The organism is Acinetobacter sp. P1(2023), from assembly GCF_028367635.1.
In the GTDB taxonomy this organism is placed as follows: domain Bacteria; phylum Pseudomonadota; class Gammaproteobacteria; order Pseudomonadales; family Moraxellaceae; genus Acinetobacter; species Acinetobacter pittii_E.
Genome location: NZ_JAQNDD010000004.1, coordinates 324,274 through 347,241 on the forward strand (window position 1 = coordinate 324,274; position 22,968 = coordinate 347,241).

A 22,968-nucleotide genomic window follows, 5' to 3' on the forward strand; every position below is an offset into this window, starting at 1 on the left:
CTTCTTAAATAATAAAATCCTTAACAGTTTGCCAAAATATTAAGCATTTCGTTTTAACTTTGCGTGCTAAACTATGCTGCAGTCGTATTAAGGATTGGTTTATGCAGTTTGTTCATCTCGGTATTTATACAGAATTTTCGATTACAGAGTCGATAGTTCGCATACCTGACTTGGTCAACGCTGCGGTTAAAGACCAAATGCCTGCGCTGGCATTAACCGACCTTTCAAACCTGCATGCAGCGGTAAAATTTTATAATTCTTGTTTAAAAAAAGGGATTAAACCGCTTTTAGGTAGCACAATCCGCCTTGATGATGCACAACATCGTGCAACTTTACTTGCAATGAGTAATGTAGGCTGGAAAAGTCTGACCGAAATCGTTTCACGCGGTTTTATTGAAGGTCAACAACTCAGTATTCCATGTGTAAAAAAAGAATGGGTACTTGAACAGCATCAAGATATTATCGTTTTACTTGGCCAGCATAGTGATGTGGGTCAGATGCTTTGTTCATCTAACCCTCAAAAAGCAGCCCCTCTTTTAGAAGCATGGATCGAAAAATTCGGTAATCGAGTTTATCTTGCTTTAACACGTACTGACCGTCCTGGTGAAGAAGATTTTATTCAAGAAGCTGCTAAACTTGCTGCCCAATATAATGTGGGTGTAGTTGCACATAATGATGTGCACTTTGTAGAAAAAGAAGATTTTGAAGCACATGAAGCCCGTGTTTGTATTGCTGATGGCTATGTATTAGCAGATGATCGTCGTCCACGTTTATATAGCCCTGAACAGCACTTTAAAACATCAGATGAAATGATCGAATTGTTTTCTGATATCCCAAGTGCTATCGAAAACACCTACAATATTGCAAAACGCTGTAATGTTAGCCTACAACTTGGTACCTACTTTTTACCTGATTACCCAATTCCAGATGGTTTTACCATCGATACTTACTTTGAACATTTGTCAAAAGTAGGTTTAGAAGAACGCTTAGATTATCTTTACCCTGTCGAAAAACGTGGTGAAGACTGGCCAGAAATTCGTAAGCCTTACGATGAACGAATTGATTATGAAGTCGGCATTATCCTAAAAATGGGGTTTCCAGGTTACTTCCTTATCGTCATGGACTTCATTCAATGGGCCAAAAATAATGGCGTTCCCGTCGGTCCAGGCCGTGGTTCAGGTGCGGGTTCCCTCGTTGCGTATAGTTTAAAAATTACCGATCTTGATCCTCTTCGTTACGATCTACTTTTTGAACGTTTCTTAAACCCAGAACGTGTTTCGATGCCCGACTTTGACGTCGACTTCTGTATTGCTGGACGTGACCGCGTTATCGATTATGTTTCACGCACTTATGGTCGTGAAGCGGTTTCGCAAATTGCAACTTTCGGTACGATGGCAGCAAAAGGTGCGATTCGTGACGTTGCCCGCGTATTAGGCAAATCTTACGGTCTAGCTGATCGTATCTCAAAAATGGTGCCTACTAAGCCACTCGGTGTAGACCTAGCCACTGCTATTGAGATGGAACCTCAGCTTAAAGATATCGTTACCAATCCATCGAATCCAGATAATGACGATGCCAGTGAAATCTGGGAAATGGCATTAAAACTAGAAGGTATTACCCGAAATACTGGTAAACATGCCGGCGGTGTTGTCATTGCACCCGGTAAAATTACCGATTTCTCGGCTGTACTTTGTGATGAAGATGGAACTAGCCGTGTTGCCCAATACGATAAAGACGATGTAGAAGCAGCCGGTCTTGTTAAATTCGACTTCTTGGGCTTACGTAACTTAACCGTTATTGAAGACGCAATTCAAAATATTAATAAAAACCGCGATAGTAATGATCCACTCATTATTTCGCATGTTCCACTTGATGATGCTAAAGCCTACGATGTCTTTGCCGATGCAAATACAACAGCGGTATTCCAGTTTGAATCCGTCGGCATGAAACGGATGCTTAAAGAAGCTCGCCCAAGTAAATTTGAAGAGATTATTGCGTTCGTATCGTTGTACCGTCCTGGTCCAATGGATCTTATTCCTGACTTTATTCACCGTATGCATGGTGGAGATTTTGAATATCTTCACCCTCTTCTTGAAGGCGTATTAGAGCCAACTTATGGGATTATGGTTTACCAAGAACAGGTAATGCAGACGGCACAGATTTGTGCGGGTTATACGCTCGGTGGCGCTGACTTACTACGCCGTGCAATGGGTAAAAAGAAACCTGAGGAGATGGTTAAGCAGCGTCAAATTTTCTTAGCAGGTGCTGCTGAAAAAGGGATTGACGAAAGTACAGCCAACCATATTTTTGACTATATGGAAAAGTTCGCAGGCTATGGTTTTAACAAATCTCACGCTGCTGCTTATGCCCTTGTTGCCTACCATACTGCATGGTTAAAAGCTCATTATCCTGCTGAGTTTATGGCAGCGGTAATGTCATCGGAAATGCAGAACACCGACAGTGTTGTATTTTTAATTGATGACTGCCGAAATAATGGCCTAGAAGTTTTACCACCATCCGTTAATATGTCGACCTATCATTTCCATGCGAGCGATGATAAAACGATTGTATATGGTCTAGGTGCGATTAAAGGGGTTGGCGAGCAAGCGATGCAGTCTGTGATTGACTCTCGTCGACAGTTTGGCCCTTATACAGATCTATTTGATTTTTGCCATCGTATTGATCTGAAAAAAATTAATAAGCGTACTTTAGAGGCATTAATCCGTGCAGGCGCACTCGATTGCTTGGGAATCGAACGTGCAAGCTTGATGGCTCAATTGCCTGAAGCTGTGCAAGCTGCCGAACAAGCGCGCAGTAACCGTGAAAGCGGTATTATGGATTTGTTTGGGGAAGTTGAAGAAGTTCAACGAAAACCAGCTAAACCGGTAAAACCGTGGAGTGATGAAGTTCGCCTAAAAGGCGAAAAAGATACGCTTGGGTTATATTTAACGGGCCATCCAATTGATGTTTACCGACAAGAACTTAAAGCTTTTATTCCTGTAAAACTTAATGAAATTACGGCTACACGTCGTGGTGTTACAACAGTTTATGCAGGATTAGTGATTGACGTTGCAAACTTTCCAAACCGTGTAGTTATCGTACTAGATGACGGTACCGCTCGTATTGAAGTAAGTTGTAATCATGAACGTTTCCAACGTTTTAAAGATATTATCCAAGTTGAGCGCGTTGTCGTCTTTGAAGGCGAAATTTATGAAAGAGAAGGCTTTGATCGTCCAATGGGACGTTTGAACAAAGCCTTTACTTTAAATGAAATACGACAAAAACGTGCCAATAGCATTCAGATCAAATTAGCTGAAGAGTTTATGCAAGCTACTTTGGCAAAAGATCTGCAAAATATTATCTTGCCATTTTGCAATGTAGATATGCATCAACATATCACCTTACAACTTCTGATAGATCAACCTTATGCTCAAGCAGAGCTTCAACTTGGTCCGCAATGGAAAGTCGCTCCTCTAGATGAATTACTTGCTAAACTCAGAGATTATTTTGGTAAAGATAATATTTACATTGAATATCAAGTAAAGTCGAAAGCAGCTAAAGCAGCAGAACCTGTCCGTCCGCAAACTGTTGCCTCTCCTCCTGCAGGCATGTCCATGGACGATGCATTGGATTTATACCAAAGCGAAGTTTCTCAATATTCGTAATTTCTGGAAATCTTATGAGTTCGTTTGATCACACCACTGTGTCAAAACAGTTAGCACAAGTGCGTATTGTCATGGTAAATACCACTTTGCCTGCTAATATTGGCAGCGCTTTACGTGCCATGAAAACAATGGGACTAATTAAATTAGTTCTGGTTGCTCCAAAAACATATCCGCATCCAGATATACAAGCGCTCGCTGCTGGTGCTCAAGATTTATTTGAACATCTTGAGATTGTAGATACTTTAGAAGATGCCATTAAAGATTGCCATTTAGTGTTTGGAACAAGTGCACGTAGCCGCACCATTCCTTGGCCTCTACTTGATGTACGACCTGCAGCTAAAGAAGCCATTAAAGCCACCACTCAAGGACAACAAATTGCGATTGTTTTTGGCCGTGAAGATCGTGGTTTAACAAACGAAGAATTAGCACTGGCCAATTATCATTTAACAATTCCTGTAAATCCTGACTATGGCGTATTAAATGTTGCGCAAGCAATCCAAGTCGTATGTTACGAACTTCGCATGTCTGCTCTAGAGCAACAAAACGTGGACCAAGATGCAGAAGAAATGCCATTAGTTCAAGGTCAAAGCATGCAATGGGATGAACCATTGGTGACTCAGCAACAAATGGAAGAGTTTTATCCTCATCTAGAAAAAATGCTGACTGAAATTGAATTTTTAGACCCAGACAATCCACGTTTATTACCTTTACGCTTGCGTCGTTTATTTGGTCGTATACAATTAGATCGTATGGAATATCATTTACTTCGCGGTATTTTTAGTCGTGTACAAGCCCTAACAAGTGGTAAATGGAAAAAAGCATTATCTGACAAGGAGGATCAACCCAATGCTTAAACAGCTTAAAGAAGATATAAAGGCTGTATTTGCGCGAGATCCTGCTGCACGCAATACACTCGAAGTTCTTACCACCTACCCTGGCATTCATGCAATTATGATGCATCGTGTCGCGCATGAATTATGGCAAAAAGATTGTAAAGGTGCAGCTCGCCTACTTTCTTCATTTAGTCGTTTTGCAACAGGTATTGAAATTCATCCAGGCGCTAAAATTGGTAAGCGTTTTTTTATTGATCATGGCATGGGTGTTGTGATTGGTGAAACTGCTGAAATTGGCGACGATGTAACGCTTTATCATGGGGTAACCTTAGGTGGTACAACATGGAAGACCGGCAAACGTCACCCAACGTTAGAAGATGGCGTGGTGGTTGGTGCGGGTGCGAAAATCTTAGGCCCATTTACGGTGGGTAAAGGTGCAAAAGTCGGTTCAAATGCTGTTGTGACTAAAGCGGTTCCTGCTGGTGTAACTGCTGTAGGCAACCCTGCTCGCTATATTTATAAAGATGCAGACAAAACTAAAGATAAAGATGAAGAACGTCGTCGTGATTATGCACAAAGTATTGGTTTCGCCCCATATGCGACCACAGCTGCTGATCAGTCAGACCCAATTTTAGACGGTATGCGAGTTTTACTTGATCGTATTCAGCACAATGAAACACGTATGAATAATTTATGTCAGCGTTTATCAGAGCTAGACCCTAGTTTTAAAAAAGAAAGTCAGGATCAGCAACCTTTTAGCGATGAAGAGCTAAAAATTCTTGAAGAAGTTCGTCGTGAATGCGGTGCGCAAACCAAGACATCAAAAACGTAATATTCTTGATTCATAATGTAACACGCTTACCCTTGCATGTCGGTTTAGCTTTTCCTAGACTTACCTGTACCAAATCTGACTTTACTAAAATGAACGGAAGATCCTATGAATTTTAAGCCTTTGGCATATATACTCCTTGCGACCTCAAGTTTAACTGCTTGTACAATGGCACCTGTAAAACAACAAAAAATTGAGCCTTTTGTTTTCAAGGAACCAGAGCTTACTCCTCCTTTTTATGCACTAAATCCTTTTAACTATGATCAGCCGCCGGCATTTGAAGTTGCATTAAAAGATGCTGCTGCACAGCCTGTAACGAAAATGGTGGTTAATCGTCAAGATGATCCGACCAAACAGCTTACACTCGACGTCAATAAACTCATTGTTCCGACTGTAAATAATTCACAACGCTCAATGAAATATGCAGTTTTAGCGGGTGAGAATGAAATTGACGTAACGTCTATTGATGACTTCTTACAGTTAGTAGAAGGTAAAGCACGTCACTACCCACCTCGCTTTACTGACCGCCAAGAACGTAAAGGCTTTGAAAGTAAGCTTAAAGAAGTAACACAGCAACTCGATACACTTGCTGCAAATGAAAATGCATCATTTGATATTCTACTTCGTGCTTTTAAAGCAAGTGTTCTTGCACGTAACCTTGATTTAGGTACTGTTCATACCACTAAATCTTTAGAATATGCTCAAAGACTTTTAAAAATTAATCCAGATGATGCGGAAACAAATTTCTGGTTTGGTTTTGGTTTATCTGAAGGTGGCGGCCAACGTGAAGCCATTCCATATTTAGACAAAGCCATTAAAGGTAATGTTCAAGAAGCATATCTAGCTGCAGCCAATAACTATATTGCGATGGAGCAAAAGAAAAACGCGATTCAGACACTGAAGAATTATAAAGTTAAATATCCAGATGAAGCGGAAGTTGCTGATCGTTTAATTCAAGAAATTGAAAAACAAGGTCGTTGGAATGTATGGCAAGTTTTGACTAACCCGGCTATGTCTCCTGCTACTCCTACTCAAACACCTAAAAAGTAAGTTTAATGATTTAAAAAGGGCTGTTTTGACAGCCCTTTTTTATATTTGATCATTTGAAAATTACTTTAAAATTTGTATGATCTACCTACCATTGAGCCACTATATTTTGACCCTAATGTTTTCAATAAAAAGAAACAAAACACTGCTGACGGTCATGCTACTCGGTTCAATTCTGAGTGGATGTCAGGTCGTAAATGTTAAACAGCAAGCTTTAAATGTAACGATTGCAAATGAACGTAATAGTATTCTTACGCAAGATAAACTCAGCGAAGCAAGCCTGAATGTTTTATCTATGTCTGGTCAGGAAGCTAAAGTTTGTACAGACACCCCTGAAACCTGTGTAAATCAACTCAAAAATCTTCCTCAAATTTTAGATGAACAGTTCTTATCGGCTGCAAGCGAGATGTATCTCGCAAAAGCAATGGCTTTATCAGATACCTCTGGCTGCAAAGTAAGTAGATTTACCAAACATAAATCTGAAGAAGAACAAAAGAGTATCCAGAATAGTTATGATAACTGCTTAGACCAGCAATTGAATTTATTAGATAAAAGTATTCGTTATAGCTACGCTTATCTATTTTCAACAAAACGTCAGCCTAATGACCGTATTTTTGATAATAGACAAGTTCAAATTCGCGATTTCTATAATCAAGCAATTGCCAAAATGGTCAGTGTTTATGATTTAAGGCACCCCAAGAAAAATGTGGTTGAACCACAAATTCACATTGGTAAAAGTGTTTATTCAATTGACTTTGAGTTTCATAGACAGTTAACAGGTCAAAAATTAGAAAAATTAATTTCAAGTTATAACTTAAATTTTTCGGGTTTAAGAACCATTAACCGCCGTGATGGCTTTGGGTCTGAATTTGTGGCTGTTTTCCCGAGTTCAGGAAGCGAAGATATTAATGAATATATTTTAGATCCCCTTAGATACAATTATAAAAATGGTGTAAATCCAAATATTCATCATGCACGCTACTTAGCTGCGACGATTGTAGCTGAACCAAAATACGCAAATACTGTTGAAGAAATTATTAATAATCCTGAATTCGTAATCCGAGTTTATGACCCATATCGGACAGATAATATTAAGGTAGCTGGTAAACAATATCCTCTAGCTGCTAACTTTTCAGCGCCTTATGGTCTATGGTTAGCCGAAAACAACCTAGGAGTCGCCGCTTATTTAAGTCTGATTGATCGCGATCAGCATTTAACTATGCCGCACCTATATATGCTTGAACCGTACAATCCAAATAAGAAAATTATTGTATTAGTGCATGGTTTGGCAAGTAGCCCCGAAGCTTGGATTGCGCTCACCAATGATGTTATGGGTGATACGGTATTAAGGGACAATTATCAAGTTTGGCAAGTCTTTTATTCAACTAACATGCCAATTTTGGAGAGCCGATTCCAAATTTATGCACTACTCAAACAAGCTTTTAGTTCGCTAAACCCAAGCGACCCGGCCGCACATGATGCTGTTCTTGTGGGACATAGCATGGGAGGTATTATTAGCCGTTTACTGGTGAGCGATGGAGATATTACCAAGCCTGCTTTAGATTTGATGACGATCCGCCAGCAAAATCGTTTTAAAAAACATCCAATGATTACTGAACGATTGCAAATGCATTCAATCAATAATTTTGATCGCGCAATTTTCTTAGCTTCTCCTCATCGAGGTACAGATTATGCAGACCGCTGGTTTACCTTAGCAGCGCGTAAAATTATTCGCTTACCGGGTGCATTTTTGTCGGCTGTAGCCACCTCGCTAACAACCGAAAATTTAGACGTCAAAGATTTCTTGAGTAATATTGACAATGGTTTGATTCAAAATGGACCAAGCGATCTAAGTCATCAATCTAAATTTATGGAGCTCACAAAAGATATTAATCCACACCAAGGATTAGTTTTCCATTCAATTATGGGAAATATAACTAAGAGTGATGACCCAAATGTGATTACCGATGGTATTGTTCCCTATAAAAGTGCTCACTTAGACGGAGCAAAGTCAGAAAAAGTTCTTCCTGGTGGTCATTCAATTCAGCTTACACCACAAGCTGTATTAGAACTGCGTCGTATTTTACGAGAACATTTAGTCGAACATGGTTTATATAAACCATAAAAAGAAAAAGAGCCAAAGGATAACCTTTGGCTCTTTCGTTTTAGTATTAAATTTTACTGCCCAGAACGGATGATGTAATCAAACGCAGAGAGTGATGCTTTAGCGCCTTCACCTGTGGCAATAATGATTTGCTTGTACGGTACAGTCGTACAGTCACCTGCAGCAAACACACCTTGAACATTGGTTTCGTTGCGGTCATTGACAATGATCTCGCCACGGTTGGTTAACTCAACTTCACTGTCTTTCAAGAAGTCAGTGTTTGGCAGTAAACCAATCTGTACAAAGATCCCTGCAAGTTCTATCACATGCTCTTCGTCAGTGGCACGGTCTTTATATTTAAGACCAGTCACTTGTGAGCCATCACCCAGTACTTCTGTGCTTAACGCATTCATAATCACAGTTGTGTTTGGCAAGCTATTTAATTTGTTTTGCAACACTTGATCCGCACGAAGTTTGGTATCGAACTCAACCAGAGTCACATGCTCGACAATCCCTGCAAGGTCAATCGCAGCTTCAACACCTGAGTTACCGCCACCAATTACCGCAACACGTTTGCCTTTGAACAGTGGGCCATCACAGTGTGGGCAGTACGCGACACCACGGGTACGGTATTCTTGCTCACCCGGTACGTTCATTTCTCTCCAACGTGCACCTGTTGAAAGGATCACTGTTTTTGATTCAAGTTTTGCACCGTTTTCAAGTTCAACTTCAACCAGACCGTTTATCGTTTGGTTGGCACCCGTGATTTTGCTCACACGTTGCAGGTTCATGATGTCAACATCATATTCACGGACATGGGCTTCCATCTCGGCAGCAAACTTAGGACCTTGCGTCTTTTGCACAGATGTGAAGTTTTCAATGTCCATGGTATCCATGACCTGACCACCAAAGCGTTCAGCTACGATACCGGTGTTAATGCCTTTACGTGCCGCATAGATCGCAGCTGTTGCACCCGCAGGCCCACCACCAATCACCAATACATCAAATGCATCTTTGGCATTCAGTGCTGCTGCATCTTTTTCAGCAGAGTTGGTATCAAGTTTCGCCACAATCTCTTCAAGGGTCATACGACCTTGGCCAATGTGTTCGTTGTCTTGGAATACCATCGGTACAGCCATGATTTTGCGTTGTTCAACTTCGTCTTGGAAGAAGGAACCGTCAATCATGGTTGCTGTAGTGTTCGGGTTATAAATCGCAATCAGGTTAAGCGCCTGTACTACATCCGGACAGTTATGACAGCTCAACGATACAAACACATCAAAGTTTGCTTTGAGGTTTAAGCCTTTAATCTGGTTGAGCACTTCATCTGACACTTTAGGTGCATAACCAGACACCTGTAACAGTGCCAAGATCAAAGACGTAAACTCATGACCCATCGGTAAGCCTGCAAAGAACACACGAGGCTGTTCACCTGCTTTAGCCACACCAAAGCTTGGACGACGTGTATTGTTGCCATCAAAACGGGCAGTGACTTTCTCAGAAAGCTCGGCGATTTCACTCACCAGCTCTTTAATTTGAGCAGCTTTATCTGACTCATCTAAAGCAGCAACTAATTCGATTGGACTTTCTAAACGTTCTAAGTAAGCTTTTAATTGAGTTTTAATGTTTTGATCTAACATCTGTTTTTTACTCCAATGCATCCAAATTCTTTCAATAGATGCATAGTACGTTAAAACATAAAATAGGTAAAACAGTATGTTTTTATATATTCGATCGGTTTTTTAGATTTTATTGTTATTCACTTCAAATCAAAAAAAGCCAACCTGAACTCATCCCAGCGCAGGTCAGCAAACTGGTTAAACTAGAGTAAGACCACACCAAATACAGCCCCAGCAATCAGGACATGCAAGGGATGAACTTTTTTAATTAAAGATAATAAAGTTGCAATGACCACCATAATAATAAGTAAAGTATTTATTGCCGCTGCCTCAGAGATAATCCAAGCACTGGCAAGCACCGTTCCAACAGTGACAGGTTGTAAGGCAAGCTGTAAAACACGGCGCCATTTTTTATCTTTAAATTTTGACCAACCTCTCATTACAAACACAGTAATAATCGATGAAGGTAAAAATTTAGCTATAGAAGTCACGAGTAGACCAGACAACCCTGCTACATGCCACCCTACCAACGGTACAATCATCATATTTGGACCGGGTGCTGCTTGAGCCATAGCAAACAGAGCACTAAATTCTTGTGCTGTCATCCAATGGTGAATATCAACTACTTGGCGTTGCATTTCGGGCAAAATCGTATTCCCACCACCAAATGCAATAAGAGACAACTGAGTAAAAATGATGGCTAAAGTAAGTAGAACTGCGCCCATTACACACGTCTCCAAATAATAGTTGAATAAAGAGCCAACAAAATTAGCATGGTCAAAAGCAAGGAGATTTTTAGAAAAGCAATACTGATAATTGCCGCTACGACAACACACATCGCTATTGGGTTACGCAATAAGGGTTTCAACATTTTTAAGCCGGTTGCGACCAAAAGCCCTGCTGCTGCTGCACCTAATCCTTCGAAAAGATGCTTAACCATTAAATTATCTTGGAACTGTTCATAGACATAATGTAGAAGAACGACAATGACTGTTGGAGCAAAAATGAGGCCAATGAGTGCACTCGCGGCTCCACGGACACCGCGGAATTCCATACCAATCGCAACAGATAAATTAATAATATTGCCACCTGGTAGGAATTGGCATAGACCAAGTAACTCAGTGAATTTTTCAGGACTTAGCCACTGCCTTTGCTCTACAACAACTTTACGTGCTAAAGGCAATACACCACCAAATCCAATTAAACCTAATGTTAAAAAACCTAAAAATAACTCTGTGCAGGACGGTACGCTCTCCTTCTGCACGGCAATCTCAACATGGTTCATTTTCGTTACTTTTCACTTTATCTGACCAAGATAGAATGATACTTTTATGATATATCTACAAATGCTTTTATTTTCACTAACCATACCCTAAAGGTATTCCTATGTTAGATTTACATAAGCTTCATGCCTTCGTGGTGGTGGTTGAAGAAAGAAATATTACTCATGCAGCAAACCGTTTGTTTATTCAACAGCCGCCTCTAACGCGTTTACTCAAGAAACTTGAACAAGAACTTGGTACTCAATTACTTATTCGTCAACCGCGTGGAATTGAACCGACAGAAGCAGGTTTAGCCTTATTTAAAGAAGCACAACTTTTATTAGAACATGCCAGACATATACCCCAATTAGTCCAAGATGTTAGCCAAGGTAAAACGGGACAACTTAATATTGGTTTTACTAGTTCAGCCGGCTTACATCCGCTTATCTCATTAGTATTACGTTCATATCGGGAAATATATCCAGGAGTACAAACCAAACTTGAAGAAGCAGGCAGTCAAAAACAACTGGATTGGCTAATTTCAGAAAAGCTAGATATTGCTTTTTTAAGAGCACCGATCAGCCGTGATATTGGGTTAAAACACCTACATATATTAGATGAGCCAATGGTGGTGGCATTGCCTATAGGACATCCCCTTACGCAAAAAGAGAAAATTAGTTTAAGTGACTTATCAGATGAGAATTTTGTTTTATACCGTCGCTCTTCTGGACAAGGTTTATATGACAATATTTTATATAGTTGCTATCAGGCAGGTTTTAGTCCACACATTATTCAAGAAGCGCCGCGTCCTACCGCAACGTTAAATTTAGTTGCTGCCGGAATTGGCATCACTATTGTGCCCGCCTCCATGCATAATTTTTGGGATCATGAAATTATTTATCGCGAGTTTGATCACTCAATAAAACTGAATGCGCCCATTTACTTGATTACCAGAGAAAATGAAAATTCGGCTAAAGTTTCAAACTTTATTGAATTATTACAAAAATTATTACCTACAATGACTTAGTCTCAAAAATACTCAATAAAAAGTGCTCTAACTAGAGCACTTTTTGGGATAAAACTTTTTATTTTTGATTTACTCGTTTTGATAGCTCTTCTGCCGATTCTTTCCGCTCCGAATAGCGATTAGTCAGGTACTGTTTTTGCCCACGTGTTAATAAAGTGAACTTATAGAGTTCTTCCATTACATCAACAATTCGGTCAAAGTAAGAGGATGGTTTCATACTGCCATCTTCTTCAAACTCTAAAAAAGCCTTAGCAACAGAAGACTGATTTGGGATGGTAATCATGCGCATCCACCGTCCTAAAATACGCATTTGATTCACGGCATTAAAAGACTGTGAACCACCGCTGACTTGCATAACGGCTAAGGTTTTACCTTGTGTTGCACGTATTGCTCCGCCAGCTAAAGGAATCCAATCAATTTGAGCTTTTAAAATTGAGCTCATCGCCCCATGACGTTCAGGCGAACACCACACCATACCTTCTGACCAAGCCAAGAGTTCATGTAACTCTTGTACTTTTGGATGATCAATTGCTGCATCTTCGGGTAAAGGCAAACCTTTAGGATGAAAAATTTTGACTTCGGCACCTAGGTATTCAAGGATACGCCCAGCAGTTAGCACAGCAAAACGGCTATAAGAGCGTTCACGGTTAGAACCATATAACAATAAAATACGAGGTGGATGTTCAAGCTGCTGTGCTTGTATTTGTTCAAATGTAGGCTTATCCAAAAGGCTTAGCTCTACATTTACTAAATCATCATTAGAACTGTTCATGTGAGAAATACTTTTTCTTTAACCAAAGCGAAACTGAAACGAGTGAAATTAAAACCGGAACTTCAACCAATGGTCCAATTACTGTAGTAAAAGCAACCGGAGAAGCTAAACCAAATGTTGCAATTGCCACTGCTAAAGCGAGCTCAAAATTGTTACCCGCTGCGGTAAATGAAATGGCAGTCGTACGTGGGTAGTTATTCCCCATCTGTTTACTCATAAAGAAGCTGATAAAGAACATCACCACAAAGTAAATCGTCAGTGGGACAGCAATCAGCAATACATCTAGAGGTAAACTCACCACATCGCCACCTTTTAAACTAAACATGGCGACAATAGTAAAGAGTAAGGCGATTAGACTTAACGGGCTAATTTTTGGTAAAAACTTGGTTTGATACCAATTCAAACCTTTTGCCTTAACTAAAACTAGACGAGTCAAGAAACCCATTAAAAATGGAATACCCAAATACACCAATACAGCATGGGTAATAGTCCAAAAATCGACATTAATGACTTGTCCTGCCACACCAAAGTACGGAGGCAAAAAGGTCAGAAATAGCCATGCATAAGTGCTAAAGAATAAAATTTGGAAAATACTGTTAAAGGCGACCAAAGCTGCAACATATTGGTTATCGCCACATGCCAAGCCATTCCAAACCAAAACCATTGCAATACAACGTGCTAACCCAATTAGAATGAGACCCGTCATATATTCTGGATAGCTATGTAAAAAAATAATCGCAAGAATAAACATTAAGACTGGAGCAATAATCCAGTTTTGTATTAAAGACAAAGCGAGTGTTTTCTTATCTTTAAATACTTCTGGCAAAGCAGCATAGTCTACTTTTGCCAAAGGCGGATACATCATTAAAATTAAACCAATCGCAATTGGAATATTAACGTTATCTACACTGAGCTGATTTAAAGACACTGATGCTTGAGGAAAGAAAACACCAATGGCTACACCTAAAGCCATAGCAATAAAAATCCATAGCGTTAGGTTTCTATCTAAAAATGATAGCTTAGATTTGGCCATGTCATTCTCTTTAATCAATATGCGAGATTTGGTTAATTTCATTAATAAGTTGCGAACGGCTCAAATGTGCAACATCTAATGCAAATAAAGCATCTAAACGGCGGTTAATATGATTGACAGTATTTTGGAACGCTTTGAGTTTTTCTTCTTTTGGTAAGTCGAGATGTGATGGGTCACTTAAACCCCAATGTGTTTTAATTGCACCACCTAAATACAATGGGCATGCTTCTTGCGCTGCTGAGTCACAAACAGTAATCACTACATCTGGTTGATATTGCTCGCAATCATCAATCGTTTTACTCCATAAGCCATCTGTAGATAAACCTAAATTTTCAAGTGTTTCAATCGTTAGCGGATGTACCTGACCGGAAGGTTTGCTACCAGCACTATAAGCTTTCCACCCTTCTGGTGCGCGGCTGTTAAATAAAACTTCTGACAAAATACTACGGCAACTATTACCCGTACATAGAAATAGAAATTTCATGATCTTTACTCACAAAAGGTAGAAATAGACCCTAGCTGACCAGACAATGGTTTCATTGCATCGTCATCTTGCTGCGCCAAAATATTCAAAATGTTGATTGCCCAGATCGGCAGTTCAGGATTAACGCTGTAATACACCCATTGCCCCTGTCTCGAATCAAGGAGCATGCCATGGGTCCGTAATAGGGCTAAATGTCGGGAAATTTTTGGTTGGCTCAACTCAAGCTGTTCAGTTAGCTCGCAGACACAGATATTTTGTTTGCTCAGAACTAACTTAAGAATGTTTAACCGAGTTTGATCAGAAAGACATTTAAAGAAATCGACTTGAGTGATCATATGTACAGCCAATTATATTCGTTATTGCAAATATACGGATATCCATATATAAATGCAATATCTTAATTCATCGATAAATTTGTCATGACTGAGCTAGTGAAAATTTACCATAACCCTGCTTGCGGAACCTCACGCAATACATTGGCGCTTATTCGTCATGCAGGGCTTGAGCCTATAGTGATTGAATATTTGCAAACACCACCCAGTAAAGATGAATTGATTCAACTTATTAGGGATTCAAACTTAACTGTACGTGAAGCAATCCGTAAAAATGTAGATCCCTATAAAGATTTAGAATTGGAACAAGACCACTGGACCGATGAACAATTAATTGATTTTATGGTTCAGTACCCAATTTTAATTAATCGCCCCTTTGTAGTTACATCCAAAGGCACACGTCTTTGCCGCCCTTCTGAGCTTGTATTGGATATTTTAGATCCACAAAACTTAGGCTATTTTGCCAAAGAAGATGGTGAGGTCATTATTGATGAGCATGGCCGTCGTATAAAATAATTGAACACTTTCATCAATATAAAAAGCTAAATGGCACGACACCATTTAGCTTTTTTGAGTGAAACGGTTTAAAAATAAGACTTAATAAAAGGAAGAAGTTGCTCTCCTATTACCATTCCTAATAATCCGACTAACGCAACAAGAGGTGGAGCTGGTGACTTAACATTTAAGACGTAATATAAAACACCAACGAGCAACCCTACAGCCAAAGATAACAAGTACATTTTCATCGTACATACCTTAAGGAAGCAAGCCATTTAACGAAGCAGGTTCCCATACTGTTTAATTAAAATGCAAAACAAGAACACCCGAGTGCCCCCCAGAAAGATGTTTTGTCCTTATCATTTACAGGAACATCAAGCATCCAAGCGTGGCTATGTCCATGCATGCCACAACTGCTGGCGCATGCACACAATGCACTTTGTGACTGTAGTGACTGATTGGATGGTGCATTACGGTTTTCAGATAAACGCCACTGACCACCAAAGCGTTTTACTGGCGACCATGTTGGTGATGCTGGCGGTAACGGCGGATCTTCTTGCTTGAATTCTGCTCCTGCATATACCACTTTTCCGCCTAAAACAGTGAGTACAGACTCAATCCACTGGATATCTTCTGCTTCAACTCTGAAGTAGTCATCGGATAGCACAACCAAGTCAGCAAGTTCACCTGCTGTGAGTGAACCCTTAATATCTTTTTCACCAGAGAACCAAGCCGAACCTTTTGTCCAGAGCTTGAGTGCTGTCTGACGGTCTAACAGATTTTTTTCATCATACAGCGGCAAACCACCAACTGTTTTACCAGTACTCAACCAATACAAACATACCCAAGGGTTATAGGATGCAACACGAGTCGCATCTGTTCCCGCACCCACAGGAACACCGAGCTCTAACATTTTCTTAACTGGTGGCGTTGCCTGAGCAGCCTCGGCACCATAGCGTTTTACGAAAATCTCACCTTGATATGCCATACGGTGTTGAATGGCGATACCGCCACCCAACGCACCAATACGTTCGATATTACGCTCAGATACAGTTTCGGCATGGTCAATAATAAATCGAGTTGCAAATGGCTGTTTTGAATTGACGCGCTCAAATACATTGAGCAAACGATTGATACTTTCATCATAGGTTGCATGAATACGGAATGGCCATTTCTTTTCAGCCAAGTGCTCTACAATAGCTTCGAGTTCACCTTCCATTTTTTCCGGTAAATCTGGACGTGGCTCATAGAAATCTTCGAAGTCACCTGCCGACCAAGTCAGGTTCTCACCTGCTCCATTCATTCTAAATAGCTCATCACCATCACCCGGAAATGTCATTTCGGTCCAACGGCGATAATCATCAAGCTCTTGGCCTGCCTTCTGAGCAAATAGGTTATAAGCAATTCGAACCGTCATTTGATTTTGATCGTGCAATTGCTTAATCACATCATAATCTTCAGGATAATTTTGACCGCCACCACCCGCATCAATTGCTGAAGTAATGCCTAATCGGTTCAGCTCACGCATGAAATGACGAGTTGAATTGACTTGATCTTCAACTGGCAATTTCGGCGCTTTACCTAGAGTCGAATATAAAATCATAGCGGATGGAGTTGCGAGCAACAGACCAGTTGGTTCACCCTTTTCATCACGTACAATTTTGCCGCCCGGTGGGTCCGGTGTATCTTTGTTAAAACCTAATACATTAAGCGCAGCTCGGTTCAACAAGGCACTGGCATATAAATGTAAAACGAATACAGGAGTATCTGGCGCAGCTTTATTAATTTCTTCTAAAGTCGGTAAACGCTTTTCAGCAAATTGGAACTCAGTCCAACCGCCTACTACACGGACCCATTGTGGAGCTGGCGTATTATCTGCTTGCTCTTTAAGTAAGCGTAGTGCATCTGCAACGGATGGCACACCTTCCCAGCGCAGTTCCATATTGTAATTTAGACCACCACGAATAATATGCAGATGACTGTCATTTAGACCCGGTATAACGCGACGGCCATTTAAGTCTACAACTTTGCTGATTGGTGTTGCGAGCTTCATGATTTCATCATTTGAGCCGGTGCGTACGACTTTACCATCTGCAATCGCAATGGCTTGTACTTCGGGGTTCTGAGGATCTAGTGTTGTGATTTTACCGTTTTTAAGTATGAGGTTTATTTCGGTCATTCTGAACTCCATTCTTGTGAATTATCGTTCTAAAAAATAAAGGTATATCTGTATTAATATCACTTAAATATTGAATACTAGACATGCCTTTACCTAAATCAGTTCTGTTTTATTTTGCAGGAACTGGTGCAAGTACTTCGTGTTTTGACGTTGTACGCTCAGGCGCCTTATGTACCATCGTATAGGCATAGTCCACACCCATACCATAAGCACCAGAATGGTCACGTACAATTGCCATAACTGCATCATACGTATCACGGTGTGCCCAATCACGTTGCCATTCGAGTAATACTTGTTGCCAAGTTACAGGAACAACACCCGCTTGGATCATACGTTGCATCGCATAGTCATGTGCTTCTTTCGATGTACCGCCAGAAGCATCTGCCACCATATAAATTTCATAATCACCTTCAAGCATGGCACCAAAAGCGAAGGTGTTATTGCACACTTCAGTCCACAAACCTGAAACAATCACTTTTTTACGATTATTTTTTGCAAGCGAATCACGTACCTTTTGGTCATCCCATGAATTCATTGAAGTACGTTCTAGTAATGGAGCATCTGGAAATACATCTAAAAGTTCTGGATAGGTATGACCAGAGAAGCTTTCAGTTTCAACCGTCGTAATGGTGACAGGAATATTGAATGTTTTAGCTGCTTTTGCTAACCCTACAGTATTATTTTTTAATACTTGACGATCTATTGACTGTACCCCAAAAGCCATTTGTGGCTGATGATCAATAAAAATAACCTGACAATTCGTTGGTGAAAGTTGTTCTAAAAGTGACTTATTCATGGGTAAACTCCATTATTCCTTATGAGTAATGCTTTAAAATTGCTTACTGGTTATTATGAAAACAGATAAAAATGTAAAAGCATAGACAGCAAATCAGCACGAATCTGTATGCTGTATGGATACAATAAAAACAATGATTGCTTTTTAATTTTTATAGTTTAATCATTGATATATATTTTTTAACTTTCGCTTATCCATGGATCGATTAGACTGTATTTCCACTTTTGTAAGTGTCGTAGAACATGGGAATTTTAGTAGTGCAGCTAGAGCACTCGATATCTCTCGCGACTTGGTTGCCAAACGTGTTTGCTACCTCGAAAATGACCTAAAAACCACGCTATTGAACCGAACCACCAGACAGATGAACCTCACCTCTTGTGGGGAAAAGTTTTATCAGCATAGTAAAGTCATTTTAAGTGAGTTCGAATGGGCTGCCTATGAAATTAGCTATAACCAGCAATATCCTGAAGGTGAACTCAAGCTCAATACACCAATGTCTTTTAGCAATATTTTTCTTCAACAGATCATTTCAGACTTTATAGAGAAATATCCCAGCATCAAAATTGATTTATTCATGACTGATCAGCTATTAGATATGAATAATAATAAATTTGATTTAACCATTCGTGTCGATGGCTCTCCTCCCAATTTGGCAAATAGTAAAATATTAAATACCTATCAGCGCTATCTATATGCAACACCTGAGTATTTTAATCAGCATGGACTACCAAACTCATTAGAAGAACTTAAAGAACATAAGTTTCTGATTTACTATCAAGATAGCCGACATAAAAAATTGATTTTTCAAAAAGATCAGAAAGAAGTGTCCTTTAATTGCTTCCCTGTGATGACTTGTAATAATGGTGAATTATTATTAGATATGTGCCTAAAAGACCACGGTATTGTCTTTCTTCCTGAGTTTATTGCTGAACCTTACTACAAAGAAGGTAAATTACAGAAGTGTTTGGAGGACTACACCAGTCAACCCCTTCACTTATATGTGACATGGCCAAACCGTAAAATTCTATCGAAGAAAGTAAAACTATTTATTGATTTTCTGACGCAACAAATCGTTCCTATAAGATAACTAAACTGGGCCTAATTCATAAGAATTGGCCCAATACTTTTAACTCGTTTAAATAGCTTCAATTTTCTTATTTTTAAATAAATTTAATAAATTTTGCTCGGCAGATACTGTACTGTTTTCTTCAATAAATGTGGTTGCGTAGTGTTCTAAATGTTCTTCCATCAATTGAGTTGCTCGTTTTTCATCACCTTGTTCAATGGCATCTAAAATTGCACGGTGTTCATCTGCCGAACAATTATTATGTTTAGGAATTTCATATAAGCCAATTAATAACGAAGTCCTCGCAATAAGTGTCTGCAAATAATTGGTCATGATCGTATTTTGATTTGCTTCAATCAGCTTTAAATGAAATTGACCTGATAGCTTAATCCACTCAGCCCAATTGCCAGCTAAACGCTCATGAGACTCTTGGTCTACTAAGCCTCGAAGCTCACTAAAATCTAGGTTATGTGACTTTTGAGCTAGCTTTTTAACCGTAGCAATTTCAAGCATGCTGCGTGCTTCAAAGACTTCTTTTGTTTCATCAAGGCTATGTTTTGCGATGAGTGCCCCACGATTGGGCTGAATTTCGATCACCTTATCATGTGCAAGTTTCACGAAAACACGTCTTAATACTCCTCGCGTTACACCAAATGCTTCACACAAAGGTGCTTCAACCAAACGTGCGCCAGGTGCGAGTTGTCGATTTAAAATAGCATCTACAATTGCATTATATATATGGTCATCAATTTCATCATTGCTCATTTCTACGGCTTTTTTTGGTGCATTCGATGACATTGATTTCTCCATTTTTATTAATGTCTCCTCTTTTTAGAACTTTATCTATTTTGAATAGTGTAAGTTTAACTTAAGCGTTTGGAAATATTTCTCTCATTCTCACCATGCTTATGTTGAGCTGAATAATTCAATATTAAATCTCTAAATATCCACTTATACACCTAAATTTATTTAGTTTTAATTTATTTAGTTTTTATAAAAAATAAGCACGTCTCAGTTTATAAATCTATCCCTTCATATCCAAAATTCATACCAGTTTTAATGACTCATAAACACTACTTCCTAAATTTGGCATAACTTTTGCTCAATTAAAATTGTGCACAATCCAAATATCACATTGTACACAATTTTAATTTCATTCTTTTAGACAGAACAACAATGCTGCTGAAAGTGCCTCCATCTTAAAGAAGTGAGTGTTCAAGATGAATAATACGGAAGCAATAATTAAATCTTCTTATGATGCAAAGCTAACAAATCAAGACTTAGCTCCTTTAAAAAAGCAAACGTGGGGCGCTTATAATATTTTTGCCTTTTGGATGTCCGATGTTCATAGTGTCGGCGGTTATGTCATGGCTGGGAGCCTTTTTGCACTAGGGCTAAATAGCTGGCAGGTACTTTTATCTTTACTGATCGGTATTGCTATAGTTCAGTTTTTTACAAACCTCATTGCCAAGTCTAGCCAACAAACTGGCACGCCCTATCCTGTTATTTGCCGTGCCACTTTCGGTGTGCTTGGTGCCAATATTCCTGCCGTTATTCGTGGGCTTATTGCTGTCGCATGGTATGGCATTCAAACTTATTTGGCCTCCAGTGCCTTTTTATTGGTCATTTTAAAGTTCTTTCCAGAATGGTCAGTCTATGCTGATGTTTCAACTTACGGCTTTCTTGGGCTTTCCTATTTAGGATGGGTTGGCTTTATGCTGCTTTGGCTACTGCAAGCGATTGTTTTTTGGTCTGGTATGGACAGCATTCGTAAATTCATTGACTGGGCAGGTCCAGCTGTCTACGTTGTAATGTTTGCGATGGCAGTATGGCTCATCTGGAAAGCTGGCTGGCAGAATATTGATTTAAACTTGAGCGGTGTTCAATACGACGGTTTTGCGGTTGTACCAGTCATGATTGGTGCTATTGCGCTTGTTGTTTCATATTTTTCAGGGCCGATGCTGAACTTTGGTGACTTCTCTCGTTATGGCAAAAGTTTTAACGCGATTAAAATGGGGAACTTTCTTGGCTTACCAATTAACTTCTTAGGCTTTTCTTTACTTACTGTGGTGTGTATTGCGGCAACGCTTCCAGTATATGGAAAACTTATTACAGACCCTGTCGAGATGGTTGGAAAACTGGATAACACATTTGTAGTCATTTTAGGTAGTTTGACCTTAATGATTGCCACTATCGGAATTAATATTGTCGCTAACTTTGTTTCTCCGGCGTTTGATTTTTCTAATGTTTCACCGAGCAAAATTAGCTGGCGCATGGGTGGAATGATTGCAGCAGTAGGTTCAATTTTCATTACCCCATGGAATTTATTTAATAACCCTCAAGTAATCCATTACACCATTGATATTTTAGGTGCATTTATCGGTCCACTTTTTGGTGTATTGCTCGCCGATTTTTACCTCGTTAAAAAACAGAAAATTGTGGTAGATGATTTATATACCTTAGATATCAAAGGTTCATATTGGTACAAAAATGGTTATAACCACTCTGCCTTTTATGCCTTAATTCCAGCTTCATTAATTCCTATTCTCTGCGTACTTTTACCACAACTGTCTGGGCTGGCTAATTTCACATGGTTTATTGGGATGGGATTCGGTTTCATTATCTACCGATTTCTTAATCAACCACTTACTCATGCTAAATCGACAATGACTAAGGTAAAAGTACAATGAAAATTAAAATTATTAATCCCAATACCACTCAAAGCATGACCGATAAAATTGCTGCATCAGCCAAGATAGTCGCAGGTTCTGGTACTCAAATTATTGCAGTAAGCCCTCAAATGGGCCCAGCAACGATTGAAAGTTATTATGATGAAGCCCTAAGTGCAGTAGGTGTGCTGGAGGAAATACGACAAGGTGAACTTCTAGGTATAGACGCTTATATTATTGCTTGTTTTGGTGATCCCGCGCTTTATGCTGCCCGTGAAATGACGTCAGCACCTGTGATTGGAATTGCCGAAGCAGCTATGCGAACTGCAAGTTATGTTAGTACTGGGTTTAGTGTGGTCACAACCTTACAACGCACAGTGAATATGGGCTGGCATCTGGCTCATCGCTATGGGGCTACACCATTTTGCAAAAATGTTCGAGCTTGTGACATTGCAGTTGAAGGATTGGAGCTTCCTGACTCAGATGCTTATCGAACCATACGAGATGAGTGCAAAAAAGCACTAGTAGAAGATAAAAGCGATGCGATTGTTTTGGGCTGTGCAGGTATGAGTGATTTATGTTTAAAGCTACAAAAAGAGCTGGGAGTGATTGTTATTGACGGCGTTGCAGCAGCAGTTAAACAAGCTGAAATGTTAGTCCAGTTAAATTTAAAAACCAGCAAAGTTGGTGATTGGGCCTCACCTCCCGTGAAAAATTACACAGGCATATTGTCAGAATTTGGAGCACATTAGA

21 protein-coding genes are annotated in these 22,968 nt (G+C 39.6%); 10 read left to right on the forward strand and 11 right to left on the reverse strand.

All coding sequences use genetic code 11. The features are described from left to right. Positions 1–101: 101 nt before the first annotated feature. From dnaE to POD11_RS08610, 5 genes are all read left to right on the forward strand, one after another. Complete coding sequence (dnaE, locus tag POD11_RS08590) at positions 102–3,665, forward strand: DNA polymerase III subunit alpha (RefSeq protein WP_262456938.1); 3,564 nt, start codon at positions 102–104, stop codon at positions 3,663–3,665. Between the two features lie 14 nt (positions 3,666–3,679). Beyond that, complete coding sequence (locus tag POD11_RS08595) at positions 3,680–4,519, forward strand: RNA methyltransferase (RefSeq protein WP_016145007.1); 840 nt, start codon at positions 3,680–3,682, stop codon at positions 4,517–4,519. Continuing rightward, positions 4,512–5,330: a serine O-acetyltransferase gene (gene cysE / locus POD11_RS08600; RefSeq protein ID WP_016141289.1), complete on the forward strand. Its 819-nt coding sequence runs from the start codon at positions 4,512–4,514 to the stop codon at positions 5,328–5,330. The genes POD11_RS08595 and cysE overlap by 8 nt, the downstream gene beginning before the upstream one ends. A gap of 105 nt (positions 5,331–5,435) precedes the next feature. Further along, positions 5,436–6,377 carry an ABUW_2363 family tetratricopeptide repeat lipoprotein gene (locus tag POD11_RS08605; protein WP_016141290.1) on the forward strand — a complete coding sequence of 314 codons (942 nt, stop codon included), beginning with the start codon at positions 5,436–5,438 and terminating at the stop codon, positions 6,375–6,377. A gap of 115 nt (positions 6,378–6,492) precedes the next feature. Then, entirely contained in the window at positions 6,493–8,499 is a 2,007-nt protein-coding gene (locus POD11_RS08610) for an esterase/lipase family protein (protein ID WP_262456939.1), read from the forward strand. A 53-nt stretch (positions 8,500–8,552) separates the two neighbouring features. Here POD11_RS08610 and ahpF read toward each other — a convergent pair whose 3' ends face one another. From ahpF to POD11_RS08625, 3 genes are all read right to left on the reverse strand, one after another. Beyond that, entirely contained in the window at positions 8,553–10,118 is a 1,566-nt protein-coding gene (gene ahpF, locus POD11_RS08615; protein ID WP_262456940.1) for an alkyl hydroperoxide reductase subunit F, read from the reverse strand. A gap of 182 nt (positions 10,119–10,300) precedes the next feature. Next, a complete protein-coding gene (locus tag POD11_RS08620) occupies positions 10,301–10,822 on the reverse strand; it encodes a chromate transporter (protein ID WP_016141293.1) in 522 nt (173 codons plus the stop codon). Further along, entirely contained in the window at positions 10,822–11,382 is a 561-nt protein-coding gene (locus POD11_RS08625) for a chromate transporter (RefSeq protein ID WP_239975981.1), read from the reverse strand. The genes POD11_RS08620 and POD11_RS08625 overlap by 1 nt, the downstream gene beginning before the upstream one ends. A gap of 101 nt (positions 11,383–11,483) precedes the next feature. Here POD11_RS08625 and POD11_RS08630 point away from each other — a divergent pair, with 101 nt between their 5' ends. Beyond that, positions 11,484–12,386, forward strand: coding sequence for a LysR family transcriptional regulator (locus POD11_RS08630; protein ID WP_262456941.1), 903 nt, complete (start codon positions 11,484–11,486; stop codon positions 12,384–12,386). Between the two features lie 58 nt (positions 12,387–12,444). On the opposite strand, the gene arsH is transcribed toward POD11_RS08630, so the two are convergent. The 4 genes from arsH to POD11_RS08650 are packed head-to-tail and all read right to left on the reverse strand — an operon-like array spanning position 12,445 to position 15,010. Continuing rightward, positions 12,445–13,158, reverse strand: a complete 714-nt coding sequence (gene arsH / locus POD11_RS08635; RefSeq protein WP_262456942.1) for an arsenical resistance protein ArsH — start codon at positions 13,156–13,158, stop codon at positions 12,445–12,447. Further along, the gene (arsB, locus tag POD11_RS08640; protein ID WP_262456943.1) at positions 13,145–14,191 is read right to left on the reverse strand and encodes an ACR3 family arsenite efflux transporter; all 1,047 of its coding nucleotides are present in this window, start codon (positions 14,189–14,191) and stop codon (positions 13,145–13,147) included. Before arsB ends, arsH begins: the two co-directional genes overlap by 14 nt. Before the next feature lie 10 nt (positions 14,192–14,201). Then, positions 14,202–14,675, reverse strand: a complete 474-nt coding sequence (locus tag POD11_RS08645) for an arsenate reductase ArsC (protein WP_262456944.1) — start codon at positions 14,673–14,675, stop codon at positions 14,202–14,204. A 5-nt stretch (positions 14,676–14,680) separates the two neighbouring features. After that, on the reverse strand, positions 14,681–15,010 hold the full coding sequence (locus tag POD11_RS08650) for a metalloregulator ArsR/SmtB family transcription factor (RefSeq protein WP_262456945.1): 330 nt from the start codon (positions 15,008–15,010) through the stop codon (positions 14,681–14,683). Between the two features lie 84 nt (positions 15,011–15,094). Here POD11_RS08650 and arsC point away from each other — a divergent pair, with 84 nt between their 5' ends. After that, entirely contained in the window at positions 15,095–15,523 is a 429-nt protein-coding gene (arsC, locus tag POD11_RS08655; protein ID WP_262456946.1) for an arsenate reductase (glutaredoxin), read from the forward strand. A gap of 68 nt (positions 15,524–15,591) precedes the next feature. On the opposite strand, the gene POD11_RS08660 is transcribed toward arsC, so the two are convergent. From POD11_RS08660 to POD11_RS08670, 3 genes are all read right to left on the reverse strand, one after another. Then, the gene (locus tag POD11_RS08660; RefSeq protein ID WP_000784879.1) at positions 15,592–15,753 is read right to left on the reverse strand and encodes a DUF1427 family protein; all 162 of its coding nucleotides are present in this window, start codon (positions 15,751–15,753) and stop codon (positions 15,592–15,594) included. 56 nt (positions 15,754–15,809) lie between these two features. Then, positions 15,810–17,684, reverse strand: a complete 1,875-nt coding sequence (locus tag POD11_RS08665; protein ID WP_262456947.1) for an amidohydrolase — start codon at positions 17,682–17,684, stop codon at positions 15,810–15,812. 109 nt (positions 17,685–17,793) lie between these two features. Further along, a complete protein-coding gene (locus POD11_RS08670; protein WP_262456948.1) occupies positions 17,794–18,480 on the reverse strand; it encodes a hydrolase in 687 nt (228 codons plus the stop codon). Positions 18,481–18,676: 196 nt separating this feature from the next. Between POD11_RS08670 and POD11_RS08675 the strand changes: the two genes are divergently transcribed. Then, entirely contained in the window at positions 18,677–19,567 is an 891-nt protein-coding gene (locus POD11_RS08675; RefSeq protein ID WP_262456949.1) for a LysR family transcriptional regulator, read from the forward strand. A 48-nt stretch (positions 19,568–19,615) separates the two neighbouring features. Here the strand turns inward: POD11_RS08675 and POD11_RS08680 are convergent, their stop codons facing one another. Beyond that, positions 19,616–20,356, reverse strand: coding sequence for a GntR family transcriptional regulator (locus POD11_RS08680; protein ID WP_080649475.1), 741 nt, complete (start codon positions 20,354–20,356; stop codon positions 19,616–19,618). 410 nt (positions 20,357–20,766) lie between these two features. Between POD11_RS08680 and POD11_RS08685 the strand changes: the two genes are divergently transcribed. After that, entirely contained in the window at positions 20,767–22,236 is a 1,470-nt protein-coding gene (locus POD11_RS08685) for an NCS1 family nucleobase:cation symporter-1 (protein WP_262456950.1), read from the forward strand. Continuing rightward, positions 22,233–22,967 (forward strand): aspartate/glutamate racemase family protein, encoded by a 735-nt coding sequence (locus POD11_RS08690; protein ID WP_262456951.1) that lies wholly within the window; start codon positions 22,233–22,235, stop codon positions 22,965–22,967. Before POD11_RS08685 ends, POD11_RS08690 begins: the two co-directional genes overlap by 4 nt. Position 22,968: the final 1 nt, after the last annotated feature.